Below are 15,448 nucleotides of genomic sequence, written 5' to 3'. Positions count from 1 at the left end.
CATAACTAGAATCGATGCAGTTTCTATTTCAAAAATACTAAATATATATTTGTTATTTTGAGTAATGCAAAAATAACAATACTTTCAAAGAAAATATTCAACTTAAATTGAAATAGGGAACTTGAGCAGGGAGATTTGAAAATATCTGTGCTATTTAGCCGGTTACCTTAGTAGGAGCAGGCGAAGCGGATTGCGAGGTTTAGGGTTGGTAGGTTGGTGCATTGATTTCGGGAATGAAAATCATGAAATTTGTAGCATTAGTACTTATGGGGATTTACGCTGGGGGCAGTCATCTGTTTTTTTGTTTAGGCATACACTGGGGTAAGGGAAAGGACAAAAAAAATAACCCGAATCGCTCGGGTCCAAGGCTCAGAGGATTTGCTTACAGATGTAATCGGCTGTTCGGATTGCCAAAGCTACTGTAGTTAATGTTGGATTCACTGCGCCCATGGAAGGAAGAACACTGTTATCGGCGACGTATAGACCTGAAATCCCATGAATTTGACCATATTGATTTGTGGCTGAGATAGAGGGATCATCGCCCATTCGGCATGTTCCTGCTTCGTGGTTATCCCCGCCAGGCGGCATTAAGCAAATAGCAAGTGTATCGTTCAACGTGGCTAAACGAAGCTGCATAGCAGAGGAGGCTCTTTCGATAGCAGTATACATTTGACGCATAATCGCATCATCTTGCGGGCTGTATGAGAAATTGACCTGTATGTCCGGAACACCATAACGATCCTTCCGGCCCTGGTCGATATAGACCTTGTTCTCATACCGGGCTTCAACCCTGCCGGAAGCACCGAAAAAGCTGATTCGCCAATCATCTTTAACCGGTTTTTTCTCGTATTGGTAGTTAAAAAATTGTTCAGGCCCTTGAAGCTGAAGCTGATACGGATGTCCAGGGGATTCGGGGATGATAATGCCCAATGCACCTAGAGGTTCATAAAAACCCAATGTATTTACATTAGCTGTGGCAATCAAGTACGAATGATTGATTAAATAATGTCCGATTGCTTTCCCGGGTATTTGAGAGTTAAGAAGAATACGCGGCGTCTGCAAGGCACTGGCTGATAAAATAACATGTTTTGCTTTGATGAAATAAGAGCGCATATCCGGGGTCATCACCTGAACGCCGATGGTTCTTTCGCCATCCGTCACAACTTTAGTCGCATAGCTATTAACGGCCAAGTCAAAGGAACGATGACGTAATGCTCTGGCCAAAAAAACGATGGAGCTGAAAAACACATTCGCGTGCAGCTTCCCGTACCGTGTTTCATCCAGATCAGTAGCGATAGGAATATCGTCAGCCGTGTGAAATCCGTTGTCCCGGAGCCGCTGAAGAAGGATTTGCGTTATGGATGATCCTTTCGTATAGGTGGTTGTTACGTTCATTATTTCTTCGGCGATATTGTAATAGATCTCCATTTCTTCAAGGGGAACCGGCCAGTTTGCCAGTTCAGAAGCGGCCATTCGAGGAGAGATTGCTCCCCACAACAAGGTTCTTCCGCCAAGTGCATAGATGAGCTTCAAGCCTGGAAATTGCGGAAGTCTGTTCCCGATTGGATCTGTGATTTGTGGTGGCGCATACAATCTGAAATTATCTCCGTCAATCGTTGCTATATTGGCTGCATGGGTGGGTAAGAAGAGATCTCCCTTTTCAATGATCCCAATCCGCTTTTCGGTATGTCCCAGTTGTTCGCATAAGCGCCAGAGCGCTGCGCCTCCTCCGGCGCCAGATCCAACAACAAGAACATCGTATTCAGTTGCAGCCATTTGTTCGATGGGCGTAAGTGGAATCCAATTCGACATAAAGTTCTGCTCATGCACAGGCGGACAAAAAGTGGCGGTGATTCGATTGGCATGCTTCTGTCCGCTAGTGGAGGATAGATTTACATGTAACCTGGCAAGGTCCATAAAGGGATTGGTTATGTGTGGATTGCCCGCGAGCAATTGATCCAGTGGTATTTGAAATTGCTTGGACAACTTATTTAAGGTATCGCCGCGGTCAGCTACATAAATGTTCAAACATCTCACATCCTTCATTGATAATTAATTCAATATATGATTGGCGTTGAAATGTTTATGTCGCATGTCGGGTATTTAAGCTTCTAGGAGGGAATCTGGGTGAGAACATCAATTGGAAATGGATGGATGTATGGAATGGGACCGATACGCGTAACCATTTGGAATGAATTTATTCATGAGAGAACAGATCCTAAGATTGCATCGGTTTACCCGCATGGTATTCATCATGCAATCGCGCAGGGCATTGGGGAGTATGGCTTTCAGATTCGAACCGCTACCCTGGAACAGCCAGAACATGGATTGACCGAGGAGGTGCTTAGGGCAACTGATGTGCTAATATGGTGGGGTCATCTAGCGCACGATCAGGTCTCTGATGAAGTCGTCACACGCATTCAAAGAAGGGTATTGCAGGGAATGGGTTTGATCGTCCTTCACTCTGGACATCGATCCAAACTATTTCAGAGATTGATGGGGACTAGCTGTGACTTAAAATGGCGGGAAGATGCGAAAAGGGAGCTTCTGTGGGTTGTCAATCCTGCCCATCCGATTACACAAGGTATCGGCGAGTATATCGATCTCAGACCGGAGGAAGTGTATGGGGAGTTTTTTGACATTCCAGCGCCGGAAGAGCTTGTGTTTATAAGCTGGTTTGAAGGTGGTGAAGTGTTTCGAAGCGGGTGTGCCTATACGCGCGGTCTTGGGAAAATATTTTATTTCAGACCTGGACATGAAGCGTATCCGACCTATTATCATAAACAAATTTTGCGGGTAATCGCCAATGCGGTGCGTTGGGCGGCCTCCGCTCACGGAGCAGCGCCGACCTTCGGCAACACAGCGCCATTCGCAACGTTTTGATCACGAGCTTAAGTGATAACTTTGAAAGGTTAAGTTACAATAATAGGCCGGATGGAGAGTGAGAGTCTTTGAAGATATGGGTCTCTAACATGCACGAAACACTTAGAGCTGTTGCGGTGAAAAACGCTTTATCCGTTGAGGAGCTCATTGTGCTCAATCCGCATATTCCACATCCTGATCTCGACATCACCGGTATGTCAGTTTATCTTCCTTCCGAAACAACATCAGGAGCTTCAACGATTGCTTCTTTACCGACTTGCCCAGTTGCATCAGCAGAGACGCTGAACAACTGGATTCCCCTCACGCCGCTCTCCGAGATGGCTCAGCAGGAATATGATGTTCTAATCATCGGTACGGGAGCCGGGGGAGGATCTGTGCTCTGGAGACTCTGCGAACAATGGAAGAGGGAAAATAAACGAATTGGCATCATTGAACGGGGCGACCAGATCATCCCAACGCATGCCCGAAACGTGTCGACGTTAAACCAAGATCGTCTCGTAGCTTATTTTAGTTACTTATCCAAGCCGCTGCCTGGTTCTTTACCCGAATATCCGGGGGCTAGACAGCTATTTGCGTTGGGAGGCAGAACGTTATTCTGGTACGCGTTTACTCCTCGGTTACATGCGTGGGATCTGGCGAAGTGGCCAATTCCTGTCCATGAGATGGAAAGCTATTACGGCATTGCAGAACAAGTCATGAATGTCACTGGGGCCTTCGCCGAAGGAGCGTCGTTCACGGAAATTTTGCTGGAGCGGTTATGGATGAGTGGGTATTCAAAAGCTGCTCCTCTTCCGATTGCTGCTGATATTGTGCCTCAGTCTCTCGGGCAAATCCATACAGACATGTTTACGAGTTCTATTTCCTTACTTGCCAGAGCTCTTAATCAGAGGCCTTTCGATTTGGCGATCAACGCACGTGCTACAAAGATTCTTCAAGAAAACGGAAAAGTCACGGGAGTTACGGTCGTTTCACCGGATAAAACCGCTTACAACCTAAAAGCCAAAACCGTTGTTGTGAGCGCGAGTACGTTCGAGACGCCGCGCTTGCTCTTGCATTCGGGATTTCAGCACCGGGCATTGGGACACTTTCTGACGAATCAAACTTTCGTGCAAGCAACAGGATCGATATCTACTTCTGATTTTCCTGTTCCTTGGGGTCCGCTGAATATTATGATACCGCAGGAACCGAATAAACCTTATTCTGTATTAATGACCGGGCCCGAAGCCTTCTATTGGTATCCGATTAGCGTTGAAAGACCACTAACTGGTGAAACCACGGTCAACTTCTATGGGTATGGCAAAGCCGAACCGAGATTTGACAATCGGATTACGCTGAATCCGGACAAAATTGACGAGTACGGTGTTCCTGAAATAAAGGTTCATTTTTCCTTGAGCGAGGCAGATTGGAGCGTCGTGGATCAAATGACGAAAGGGATAAAGCGCATTGCCAAAGACACGGGCGTACATTTGGTTGCCAAGAACGGGAGACCGCCTATTTGCCTGACTCCGCTCGGCGATTTGCATCATGACTCGGGCACATGCCGAATCGGAGACGATCCCAATACTTCCGTAGCGAACCCATATGGTCAAATTCATGGAGTCTCCGGCCTCTATGTGGCCGACAATAGCGCTCTGCCTTACATCGGAGCTGAGAATCAAACATTGACTACGATCGCGCTTGCTATTCGTACAGCTGATCATATTGCTAGGCAGGGGATCGTGCAGGTTAAACCGAAATGAGAAAAGATACCGCATGGTCGCGCCTTTTCCCTTCAAGCTGTTTGCAAGGATAGCCAGATCCTTAGGAATTGTTTCCAGTTACGGTAGTCGTAAGCAAACGCAGCAAGTCATTTTAGCATTCGTAATCTTCGGCAGCTGACCATGGTAAGTAAATGGGAGGCTGCTTTTTTCGTGACAACAAATGCCGATTCGCATCGTTCAAGTTGCTTTGTGTACACAAGATTGAAAGGAACTTGAACGAATGGAAGAACGGAAGCTATAATGAATGGACTATACCCTAGCGAGAAAAGGAAGAGCGAGATGAAGAAATATCAGCTACTGTTTATTAGGCAATTCGACGAAACGATTGCTTCGTGGCGTTCGGCGAACAATCCGATCCGGGAAGCTGACCTATACGGGTTGCTGCACAGGATTAAAGGGACAGCGGCTACAATTGATTTGCAAGAATGGACGGAAGCGGCCCAACGGTTGTTGACTGATCTTACAGAAGATGGTTCGCGATTGTGGACAATGGCGGAATTTGAACGCTTTATCGAATCAATAATGACATTAAGGAAAGCAACGGATATACACGGCGTACAGGTCATTTCGCATCGAGCTGTGGGATCGACGTATCGGGAATCCGCAGTAACCGTGGAAGCCGAACCCCTGGCCCCGGTTATGGTTTCCGAGGTGCCGGGCCCGCTTGTTCTGCTGATCGATGACGATGTGGCCTTTCTTCAATTGATGAAAGAGCAGTTGGAACAAGAGGGATGCATGGTCTTAGCGACACCTTATCCCGATAAGGCGATCAAATGGTTTTATGAGCTTAAGCCAGATTGTATCGTATTGGATGTCGTCATGCCAGGCCATAGCGGTTTTGATTTGCTAACCATTCTGCAGGAGCGGTCGCAGCGCTTTATGGTGCCTGTCTTGCTAATCAGCGCTCAGAACGACACCGCTGTTCGCATCAGGGCGTATCAGTCTGGTGCGGATGACTTCATCCCCAAGCCCTTCGATTTTAATGAGTTTGTCGTACGCGTCCTGAACAAGCTGCGCCGCAAGCAAGCAATTAGCCGAATGATGCTGACAGACGAGTTAACTGGGCTTTATAATACGCAATATTTACGAATCCGGTGGGGGCAAATCGGCCAAGAGGCAATTGCTGAAGGAAAGTCGTATTGGGCAGCGCAGTTTGATATTGATGCATTTCGCAGCTTGAACGAGCGATATGGCCATGCAGCGGCCGACGGTTATTTGCATCATACCGCCGGATGGCTGAGAGCGCAGGTTCAGACGGACGAACTGCTTGTCCGATGGGATCGGGACCGTTTTGTACTTCTGGGACGAGAAGGCACAGTGGAAACCATAGCGCTGAGATTAAATCGGTTGTCGGCATTGTTTGCCGCTCAACGATTTGAGATCGCTGGGGATGCTGTCAGCATGTCGCTGTCTTATGTTTTCACGACTCTGGATGGGACGTATGATCCCGATGCTTGCATTGCCGCACTGGGTGAAGCAATGAGGGAGATTAAGCTCGGCCTTCGCAATCGCTTGAGCGAAACCCATACGATTATAGGCATTCAGCGCAAAGGAGCTTGCCGTGTAGCCGTCATCGACGACGACCCACTAATCCGTAACATGCTGGAGCGACGCCTGCGCGATATGGAAGTTGTGGGAGGAGAAGAGCTGGAAATTCGTACATTTGCGGACGGAGAAGCTTTCTTCTCGGACTTATGGCATCACAGCGAGCATCAGTACTTGCTCATTCTTGATCGAATGATGCCGCGTATGAACGGTATGGAAGTGCTAACTCGTTTGCGAGCAGAATATCCGGCTGATAAATATCGCATTCTGATGCTGACTGGCAACGGCGACGAGACGGAAATCGCGCAGGCCATCCGGGCGGGCACGGATGATTACGTCACGAAACCGTTCCGTCTGCCAGAGCTTGAAGCTCGTATACGTCGTCTCTTGCAGGGGAGGAGCTGATGAGCGATTCAACAGCTTTTAATGCCATCCTTTTATTTTGCATGTGTTGGATCTGTTTACTACTCGCCCTTTATTGTTATTTGATTACCCGGAAATGGATATCTAACAAAAGACGCAACAAGATAGCGGTATGGTCGTCATTCGCTTCGATGCCGGATTCACCGATCGAACGTTATGTGACGATGGGAGAGACGTCGCGTCGGATTTCACCGTATCATCCATGGCAATGGCGCGCCCTTGAAGCGTATTTGACGCACCGGCTTCGTGTAGCGGGGACGCAATCGGAACACGAGCGTGTGTATCGTCTCGCCGAAGAGTTGTATGGACCGTTATATCGAAACCGTTTGAACGATCGTAAGGCAGAAGTACGGCTGCGTACTCTTGCTCAAGTCGGTATGTTTCGAATGAAAGGACTTCATGAGGAAGTTTCCACTATTGTAACTGGCAAGCGGATTAAGCCTGAGGAGTTGTTTGCGGCTTTGCGGGTTTTAGCGGCATTCCAGGACAAGAAGCTACTAGATTGGCTGCTCGGCGTATACGGTCCACTGCCGCTGTTGTCCGATCACCGTTACCGACAATTGTTGATGACGCTAGGAACGGAACTGCTTGAGGAGCTAATTGATCGGTTCGACATGGGGAATGACTTGTTGCAGCGTAATCTTCTTGATGTGCTGCGGACTCGCAATATTCGTACGGAGCATTACCTTGCCCTAATTGAGCACTTGTTGTGCTCTTCGACCGATGAACTGCGCATTCGTGCGCTAAAAGCGGCAGCGGGTTTCGGGTATTTGAGTCAGGAAGCGGAGGAAGCTCATTTTGTTCGTTATTCCGGTTGGCGTCAATATCCATGGGAGGAACGGCTGATGGCCGCACGGTTAATGGGGGAGATCAAGAATGCTGAGTACCTGAAGCTTCTGGAACAAATGATCGGTGACGATCGGTATGCAGTCCGTATCGAAGCTGCGCAATCAATCGGTCGTTATTCGCAAGGTGATGCACATCTCGCCCGCATCGCCTCGATGCATGCCGATCGTTATGCACGTGAGGCAGCGGAAGAGATGCTGGAAAGGAGAAGCTATGAACGAAATGTGGAGTGAATGGATCACATCGGCTTCAGTTATCGGATCGGTTACTATTGTCGTCTACATCCTTATGATTATGCTCTTTTACATGATACTGTTCTTCGTCGCAATGCGTGCGATTCGTAGAAAAGCAAATTCCCTATCTTTTCAAAACGAAGAAATCCTGCACTCATCCTTCAGTCCACCCTTATCCATCCTTGTGCCAGCTTACAATGAAGAGCTCAACATCGTCGACAGCGTCCGCTCTTTGCTTGGCATCAATTACGAAACCTATGAGATCATTGTCGTGAATGACGGCTCCCGAGACGCGACGAAACAGAAGATGATCAACGAGTTTGATATGTTTGAAGTCAAGCATCAAGTACGTTGGTCAGGGTTGAACAAAGAGACGAAACTGGTTCGCGGCATATACCAGTCACGCATTCATCCAAACCTCAGGTTGGCCGACAAGGAGAACGGGGGCAAGGCCGATGCATTGAACGTCGGAATTAATCTTGCACATTATCCGTATGTCGTTTCGCTAGACGGCGACACAGTGCTCGATCCGGACGCTTTTCTGAAAATTATGAAGCCGATCGTGGAAGCAAAGCCTGGAGAAGAAATCGTCGCTTGCGGCGGTAGTGTCGGCATTGCCAACGGAAGTGTCGTCGATCGGGGTTACCTCGGCGAAGACGTTCGCTTGCCTCGCAACACGATCGTCGTCATGCAGGTAATCGAATATTTCCGGGCATTCCTTATGGGACGTATCGGGTTAAGCAAGATGAATATGCTGCTGATCGTTTCTGGCGCATTCGGTGTTTTTCGCAAAGATTGGCTGCTGGAAGCGGGCGGCTACGAGACCGGCACGATCGGAGAAGACATGGAACTAATCGTACGGCTGCATCGCTTGATTCGCCAAAAGAAGAGCAAGGCGCACATCGCCTATATTCCCGATCCTGTGTGCTGGACGGAAGCCCCGGAGCAATTGAAGTATTTGAAGCGGCAGCGTATACGTTGGCATCGCGGTTTGTTTGAGAGTCTATGGCGACATCGCGGCATGATGCTCAATCCGCGTTACGGCCGTATCGGACTTGTTTCGATGCCATATTTTCTGTTCGTCGAGCTGCTCGGTCCTGTCGTCGAATTGATCGGTTATGTGTTCCTTGCTGTTCATTTGCTGATCGGCGACGTCAACATCGCTTTTAGTGCGTTGCTGCTCGCCGCCATGATCGTGTACGGCTCGTTTTTATCGATGGGGGCAGTACTGCTTGAGGAATGGGGAATGGGTAGATATAACCGAGTGGCAGATGTATCTCGGCTGTTCTGGTGGGCGCTGTCTGAATCATTCTGGTATCGGCCGATCCAAACGATATGGCGATGCACAGGACTTGTACAAGCCATTCTGGGTAAACGACAAGAGTGGGGAGACATGGTTCGCAAAGGCATTTCCGTAGATCAAGGAGGCAGCGGCAAATGAGAAAAATACGTAAAGCTGGGTACAGCGCTCTTACGAAACGGAAAATGCTTATTGCTTCTGCCGTCATAGCGCTGCTTATAGGGGGTATCGCGACGGTTTTGGTGTCTGGGGTATTCGCTCCACGCGTACATGTGGAGACGGTGAAGGTGGATGGATTGACGATTCCAGCTAACGTTGGGAGCCAATATTTGCAGGTGTACCGCAATGGCGAGCCGCAAGATTTGCTGCTTAAGGGTGTCAATATGGGAATCGCCAAACCGGGGCATTTCCCAGGAGAAGCGGCGATATCGAAAGCCGAGTATACCCGATGGTTTCAGCATATCGGCGACATGCATGCGAATGTGGTGCGCATCTATACGCTGCATCCGCCAGCTTTTTATGAGGCGCTTAAAGCGTACAATGAGAAGACGGTAAATCCGCTTTATGTGCTGCAAGGCATTTGGATGAACGAGGACAAGCTCCTAGCGTCAGGAGACGTGTTTGCCGATGAGAATTCACAAGATTTCGCCGAGGAAACACGACGCACCATTGACGTGATTCACGGGAACGCCAAAATTCCTGAAAGGCCTGGCCATGCCTCCGGCTCGTACACAGCGGACATTTCGCCGTATGTGCTCGGCTGGGTCATCGGGGTCGAATGGGATCCTGACATTGTTATCTCTACGAACGCCAAACACGTGAATGCGCCGGATTTCGAAGGTACCTACTTCCGGACGGAGAAGGCATCCTCATTCGAGAAGTGGCTGGCGAAAGCGATGGACGATACCGTCAAGTATGAAACGGAGAAATACAAATGGCAACGGCCCATCAGTTTTACGAATTGGGTGACAACTGATCCTTTGAAGCATCCGGCAGAGCCGAGTGCCAAGGAGGATGCGATATCCATCGATCCGAACGTCATCTGGCCAACACCGTCCCTCAAAGCCGGCTATTTCGCATCCTATCATGTATATCCGTACTATCCGGAATTCATGAATTACGAAACGAAGTACACTGAATATATCGATTATCGGGGGCAAAAGAATAATTACGCCGGTTACCTGCGGGATTTGAAACAGGTACACCGGATGCCGGTCGTTGTGGCGGAGTTCGGCGTTCCCGCATCGCGCGGTATGACGCACCGCAATGTCAGCGGCTGGAATCAAGGCTTTTTGTCCGAGGATCAGCAAGGGGAGATCAACAGCCGATTGTTCGAGGATATCTATCGTGAAGGAATGGCCGGCGGGCTCGTGTTCTCCTGGCAGGACGAGTGGTTCAAGCGTACGTGGAACAACATGGACTACGACAATCCAGATCGCCGTCCGTTCTGGTCGAACGTTCAGACGAGTGAGCAAAACTTCGGGTTGATGAGCTTCGATCCTGGCGCCTCGGAGCTGATTGTGAAAGTGGATGGAAAAACGGAGGACTGGGAGAGAGCCGGTATTGGGCCGCTTGCCGTCGCTGGCAAAACCGGCGCAAGCGTTCTGCGGAAATATAATGACGGTTACGACGAGCAGCGCCAAATCGACCGTCTGTATATGGCAAGTGACGAACGGTATGTATACTTCCGCCTCGATTTTGGTAAGAGCGACAAGCCGCTCGACTGGACGAGAACCAATGCGACGTTCCTGCTTGATACGGTGACAGGTCAAGGGCAGTCGGCGATTCCTGGAGGAGGACTAACTAGCGATGCCGGGTTTGATTTTGCGATCGATGTCAAAGGACCGAACACCTCCCGGATATGGGTTGACAGCATTACGACCTGCACGAACTGCAGTATGGCCGCATGCTGGGCATGATTCCGCAAGCCCCATACGCTGACAAGAAAAACAATGGCGTATTCCATAAACAGATGCTGACGTTAAATAAGCCGTTGACGATTCCGAATCGGCAAGGCGACGCTGCGTTTATTCCTTTCGAATCCTATGAAACGGGCTTGCTTCGCTTCGGCGATGGTGACCCGGACAGTCAGCAAAACGATTCTCTTACGGATGTGGCGGTGAATGCCAAGGATGCGATTGTCGAGCTGCGCATTCCCTGGCAACTACTCAATATTAAAGATCCCAGCATGCATGAAGCGATAGGAGACATTAGGGAGAATGGCCTTGATGCAAGCGTGCAAACGTCAGGTTTCCGTGTTGCCGTCCTCACCTATAAGCCGGAACCGGACGCAGACACCATACAGCATCCAGGGGTGGGCGCAATTGCTGACTTCCTGCCATCTGCAAGCAACGGCGTGCTTCGCGCGAATGACATGCCGTTATATCAATGGAAAGGATGGGACTATCCTCAAACACACGAACGGCTGAAGAAATCGTACTACAAGCTGAAAGAAACATTTGCTACCGTGAAGTTACCAACGGATTAAGCGCTGTATGATGTGCGTGCGATTATGTTCGGACAGGTGTGTAAGATGTTCTGGTCCTCTCACCAATTTTGGTATAGGGTGAATTTCGTTGACCAACAATCATAACCCCAGCAAGTATCAACAAGGGAGCAGCTCGCCATTCGGGAGCTGCTCCCTTGTTTTATAGAGGAGAAGCTACGATTTTCGTTAGGATATTCACAAAATCTCGATAAAAATCCAGCTGAAAATTCAAAAGTGATCAATAAAATAAGTGAAGAGGAAAGTGTCATCTATTTAAATGGCATGGCTAATGACGTATTACAATTCCGATAACATGAGAGAGAGGAACAGGACCGACCGATCGGCTGTCCAAACTGTGATTTCGGTTATCTCCCATCACAAAGAGACTGTCTTCTGGTACAACGACGCGGGCATTTGGCACATTTTTCATGGTTTCATTAAGGTAGTATTCATTTAGAAGCGTTCCGTTTCGATATAATTTACCTTCATTAAATTCCAATTGGTCGTGAGGCTTGCCAATCACTCTTTTGATCCAATATCCTCCGGTTAAACCCGCAAGTACGGGGTTGTCCAGAAGCGAATCGCTAAATGATCGCGCTCGGTTCACACGGGGATCTATGATAACAATATCTTCGTATTTATACGTTCGGTTCAACTTGGAGAGGAAGACGTATTGATTATTGTGAAGGGTCGGGATCATAGAAGGGCCTTCAACCTTATAAACTTGCACGATATATATATTTAAAAGCATAACCAGAATAACAGCAATAATAATCGCTTTGCTCCATTCACTGAACTCCCGGAGAAACTTGTTTTTTCGCATTGGATCACTTCCTTTGGCAATAGAAAAAGGAGCAGCCCGCCTTTCAAGCTGCTCACTGTTGTGAAATGCTTACTTTGTGATAAACCACCAGCATTGCTCCAAAATAGTAATGTCGGAACTGGTTCTTGCAGAGACCGAAATTGCTGCCATTGCAGTTAACGCAGAAACCGCTAAGAAAGCGGTCATAACACGATTACGTAGCTTCATATTTTTCACCTCCTGACATCTAATCTATGATTGCTTCATGCGCATCGGGTTTCTAAGAACAATTGCAACCTGTTACGAGTTTTATTGTATCAATTGCATCGTCATATGATTAGTTACGGGAGTCATTGTGCAGTCATCAATTCAAGTCTATACGTACTTTTTTCATAGGAAGGGGATTCGAATGATTCAAATGATAATTGCCGATAATCAAGCATTAATGCGGGATGGATTGAAAGCCCTATTTAATTTCGAAGATGATATGAAAGTACTGGCTACGGCAGAGAATGGATTACAGGCTTATGATCTGGTGAAGCAGTATCGTCCTGAGCTCGTAATCATGGATATTCATATGCCTTTGATGAATGGAATCGAAAGTACAAAGTGCATAAAAAAGGATTTTCCCAACACGTTGATCCTCATCTTAACTACTGTTGCGGATGAGGATTATATCGTCGAGGCACTACTAAACGGAGCGTCCGGTTATTTGCTAAAGGATATGCCTGGTGACAAATTATTTCAATCGGTAAGAGATGCTTCCAAAGGCCAACTAATGATGCCTGCCGAGATTGCTTCTAAGCTGGCTAAGCGATTATCCTTCCTGTCTGGTACTTCTCAACTTCAATTTGATCCGAATAAATTGAAAAATGAACACATTGCGTTTACCGATCGTGAAAATAAAATAATTCAATTAATGATTGAGGGAAAAAGTAACCGTGAGATCGCGGATACGGTTTTTATGAGTGAAGGAACCATTAAAAATTATATTAGTGTGATTTATGGGAAAATTGGCACAAGTGATCGATTAAAAGCGGTCATATGTTTAAAAAGGCTATGTAATCAACAAGATCGTGTGTTACTTCATAAAAACCTCTAAATTCTTTCGGAATTTCCACGTAGGATGTTCAAACAAGAGGGCTATCATAACGGTATCGGTCTCAGATTCAGGAACGGGCTTTGAGTGTATGTGCTGAAGCCACAGTCCTCCTAAGCAGAATAATACAGAGTGATGAAAGAAGGGTGTTGAGGAATCATGGAATTGGTTAGCGAAAACATAAGAAAAACTTCCCCTTATCTAGGTCGGAATCTCATTCCAAGCTTTGGTGCAGCGTTTCTCGCTGCAAACGTAACCGGGATAGTTGCGGGTATTTGGCTTAGGGTACTCATGGGTATTATTGCGGCAGTTTTTCCAGAAATGGCAAGCGGCCTGACGTTAGGTGGGGTATTTTTCTTGCTGCTTACTGGAGTTGGATTTTCTCTTGCCAATAGCCTCCTGTTTACATTGGCGGAACCGATTCTTCCTAAGAGAACCTTGTTCAAAGGACTTTTATATGGAACAATCAATCTCTTGCTGTTCGGTACTCCTTTCTTTCTGTCCAATCCTGGCAATGAATTGTTCGGCCCGCAGGCGCCGCTTGCGGTGCTGTTGTTTTCCATTCTATTTCTTTTAACTGGTTTTCTCCTTGCTGTTTTGCACAGTTATTTCATAACATGGAGGAAGCATGCCATTCGCAGAATGGTTCTATTCATCGCTTTTATTGTGTTTATTGTACCAACGCTCATCATTTTTGGTGGAAGCACTTATGAGTTCTTTGACGAAACAATTCCGGACATCTGGGATAATTTGTCTGCAAGCAAAATGTGACGGGCGGGGAAACGATCCGTGCGTTGGACAACGTTTCTTTGGAAATTGAACAAGGGGAGTTTGTCGCTAATCTGTGGATAAGATCATTATCAATTCAATCTTGTTTGACATTCTAAAAGATGCTATCGTACAACTTTTCGTACGATAGCATCTTTTTTTTTATGCCACTTCCATGAAAATGCTGTCAGGTTTCAATGCAAAGTGTATCAGGCACAAAAAAAGCATAAATTTTAGGGGCACAAATGGGTAAGGCAGGTTTGTACCCTTCAAGTTGTGCCGAAAACTTCACTGAGGTGTGTAATCAATAATCGGTTATTCTCATCTGTTTCCGATATGCTTGTGGACTAATCCCAGCAGCATTACGAAAAGCGCGACTAAATTCGCTTAGTTCGTTGTAACCAACACGTCGAGAGATTTCGTTAATGGATAAATCGGTCTGAACTAGCAACTCCTCGGAAATCTGGATTCGATGGTTTCGCAAATACTGAGAAGGTGGTTGCCCCATCTCTTTTCGAAATAGATAGCTAAAATGGCTCGAACTTAAATAAACATGAGCAGCTAACTTTTGAAGTGAGAGTGATTCATGAGCGTGCTCCTGAATATAAGCACATACGTTAACAATCCGTGGATCGATATTGGGAAGTTGATTCGGCATTTGTGGTAGAAGCAATTCCATTAATAGTGCAAACCATTGCTGGACGGCGCCTTGAACTCGAAGCAGTCCAAGTGATGTAGTTAATTGCATTTGCTTATCTTCATTAGTGTCAATGTGTCGTTGCAGTGTGGTGGCAAATTGCTCAAATAAGACGACTGATGTCATCCATAGATCAGCAAGTCGAGTGATAGCGTCACTATCTGTTAAGGTTGTAATCATTGGAAAGGGATAAGACTCATGAAATTTGAACGGTCCAAGCTTGATCATGCAGCTGAGTGATAAGTAACTTACGGGATCGCCGGACTGTTCCGCATGAAGCTGGTACGGTACACCTGGTGGAAACACAATAAGATCACCTTTACGAACAATATGGTGCTTTTCCTCGATTTGAATAGTACGAATCCCATCCAGTATGAGCCAAAAGACTGGCAATGGATTTCTTACAGGACCGAAGCTGAAATCATGTGGTTTTAGCATATGTCGAATCCAACTGGGTTGAAAACGAAATTCTAGCCTTTGTGAATCAGGATAGAGAATAAACAAAAGAGGACCTCCTGCTCGCAGACATCGTAAGAAATGTCAAATCTACCGTTGATTGTGGCATGGAATCAAAGCGTTGTAAATAGTACGTTATAGTTGGGAA

Annotated in this window: 13 protein-coding genes; 9 read left to right on the top strand and 4 right to left on the bottom strand. The window is 47.1% G+C overall.

Features of this window, described 5'->3' with window-relative positions; genetic code table 11:
- Positions 1–369: 369 nt before the first annotated feature.
- Complete coding sequence (locus ASG89_RS00555; RefSeq protein ID WP_235549533.1) at positions 370–2,028, bottom strand: GMC oxidoreductase; 1,659 nt, start codon at positions 2,026–2,028, stop codon at positions 370–372.
- Between the two features lie 135 nt (positions 2,029–2,163).
- On the opposite strand from ASG89_RS00555, the gene ASG89_RS00550 reads away from it, so the two are divergent.
- From ASG89_RS00550 to ASG89_RS36010, 7 genes are all read left to right on the top strand, one after another.
- Positions 2,164–2,883: a ThuA domain-containing protein gene (locus ASG89_RS00550; RefSeq protein ID WP_157276484.1), complete on the top strand. Its 720-nt coding sequence runs from the start codon at positions 2,164–2,166 to the stop codon at positions 2,881–2,883.
- An 89-nt stretch (positions 2,884–2,972) separates the two neighbouring features.
- Entirely contained in the window at positions 2,973–4,622 is a 1,650-nt protein-coding gene (locus ASG89_RS00545) for a GMC oxidoreductase (protein ID WP_057308359.1), read from the top strand.
- A 300-nt stretch (positions 4,623–4,922) separates the two neighbouring features.
- Positions 4,923–6,593 carry a response regulator gene (locus ASG89_RS00540; RefSeq protein ID WP_057308358.1) on the top strand — a complete coding sequence of 557 codons (1,671 nt, stop codon included), beginning with the start codon at positions 4,923–4,925 and terminating at the stop codon, positions 6,591–6,593.
- Positions 6,593–7,690, top strand: coding sequence for a HEAT repeat domain-containing protein (locus ASG89_RS00535; protein ID WP_057308357.1), 1,098 nt, complete (start codon positions 6,593–6,595; stop codon positions 7,688–7,690). Before ASG89_RS00540 ends, ASG89_RS00535 begins: the two co-directional genes overlap by 1 nt.
- Complete coding sequence (locus tag ASG89_RS00530) at positions 7,680–9,131, top strand: glycosyltransferase family 2 protein (protein WP_057308597.1); 1,452 nt, start codon at positions 7,680–7,682, stop codon at positions 9,129–9,131. The genes ASG89_RS00535 and ASG89_RS00530 overlap by 11 nt, the downstream gene beginning before the upstream one ends.
- Positions 9,128–10,909 carry a hypothetical protein gene (locus ASG89_RS00525; RefSeq protein ID WP_057308356.1) on the top strand — a complete coding sequence of 594 codons (1,782 nt, stop codon included), beginning with the start codon at positions 9,128–9,130 and terminating at the stop codon, positions 10,907–10,909. Before ASG89_RS00530 ends, ASG89_RS00525 begins: the two co-directional genes overlap by 4 nt.
- Positions 10,906–11,478 (top strand): hypothetical protein, encoded by a 573-nt coding sequence (locus ASG89_RS36010; RefSeq protein ID WP_235549532.1) that lies wholly within the window; start codon positions 10,906–10,908, stop codon positions 11,476–11,478. The genes ASG89_RS00525 and ASG89_RS36010 overlap by 4 nt, the downstream gene beginning before the upstream one ends.
- 286 nt (positions 11,479–11,764) lie before the next feature.
- Here ASG89_RS36010 and lepB read toward each other — a convergent pair whose 3' ends face one another.
- On the bottom strand, positions 11,765–12,301 hold the full coding sequence (gene lepB, locus ASG89_RS00515; protein WP_057308354.1) for a signal peptidase I: 537 nt from the start codon (positions 12,299–12,301) through the stop codon (positions 11,765–11,767).
- Between the two features lie 69 nt (positions 12,302–12,370).
- Positions 12,371–12,508: a hypothetical protein gene (locus ASG89_RS36005; RefSeq protein ID WP_157276468.1), complete on the bottom strand. Its 138-nt coding sequence runs from the start codon at positions 12,506–12,508 to the stop codon at positions 12,371–12,373.
- 181 nt (positions 12,509–12,689) lie between these two features.
- Between ASG89_RS36005 and ASG89_RS00510 the strand changes: the two genes are divergently transcribed.
- Together ASG89_RS00510 and ASG89_RS00505 are read left to right on the top strand one after the other, a co-directional pair.
- On the top strand, positions 12,690–13,382 hold the full coding sequence (locus tag ASG89_RS00510; RefSeq protein ID WP_057308353.1) for a response regulator transcription factor: 693 nt from the start codon (positions 12,690–12,692) through the stop codon (positions 13,380–13,382).
- A 156-nt stretch (positions 13,383–13,538) separates the two neighbouring features.
- Positions 13,539–14,150 carry a hypothetical protein gene (locus ASG89_RS00505; protein ID WP_057308352.1) on the top strand — a complete coding sequence of 204 codons (612 nt, stop codon included), beginning with the start codon at positions 13,539–13,541 and terminating at the stop codon, positions 14,148–14,150.
- A 301-nt stretch (positions 14,151–14,451) separates the two neighbouring features.
- Here the strand turns inward: ASG89_RS00505 and ASG89_RS00500 are convergent, their stop codons facing one another.
- Positions 14,452–15,282 (bottom strand): AraC family transcriptional regulator, encoded by an 831-nt coding sequence (locus tag ASG89_RS00500; RefSeq protein ID WP_157276467.1) that lies wholly within the window; start codon positions 15,280–15,282, stop codon positions 14,452–14,454.
- Positions 15,283–15,448 lie beyond the last annotated feature (166 nt).

This window comes from Paenibacillus sp. Soil766 (assembly GCF_001428105.1).
Taxonomy (GTDB): Bacteria; Bacillota; Bacilli; order Paenibacillales; family NBRC-103111; genus Paenibacillus_E.
Note: the sequence above shows the minus strand (reverse complement) of the source record. Positions and strands in the feature narration are given on the sequence as shown.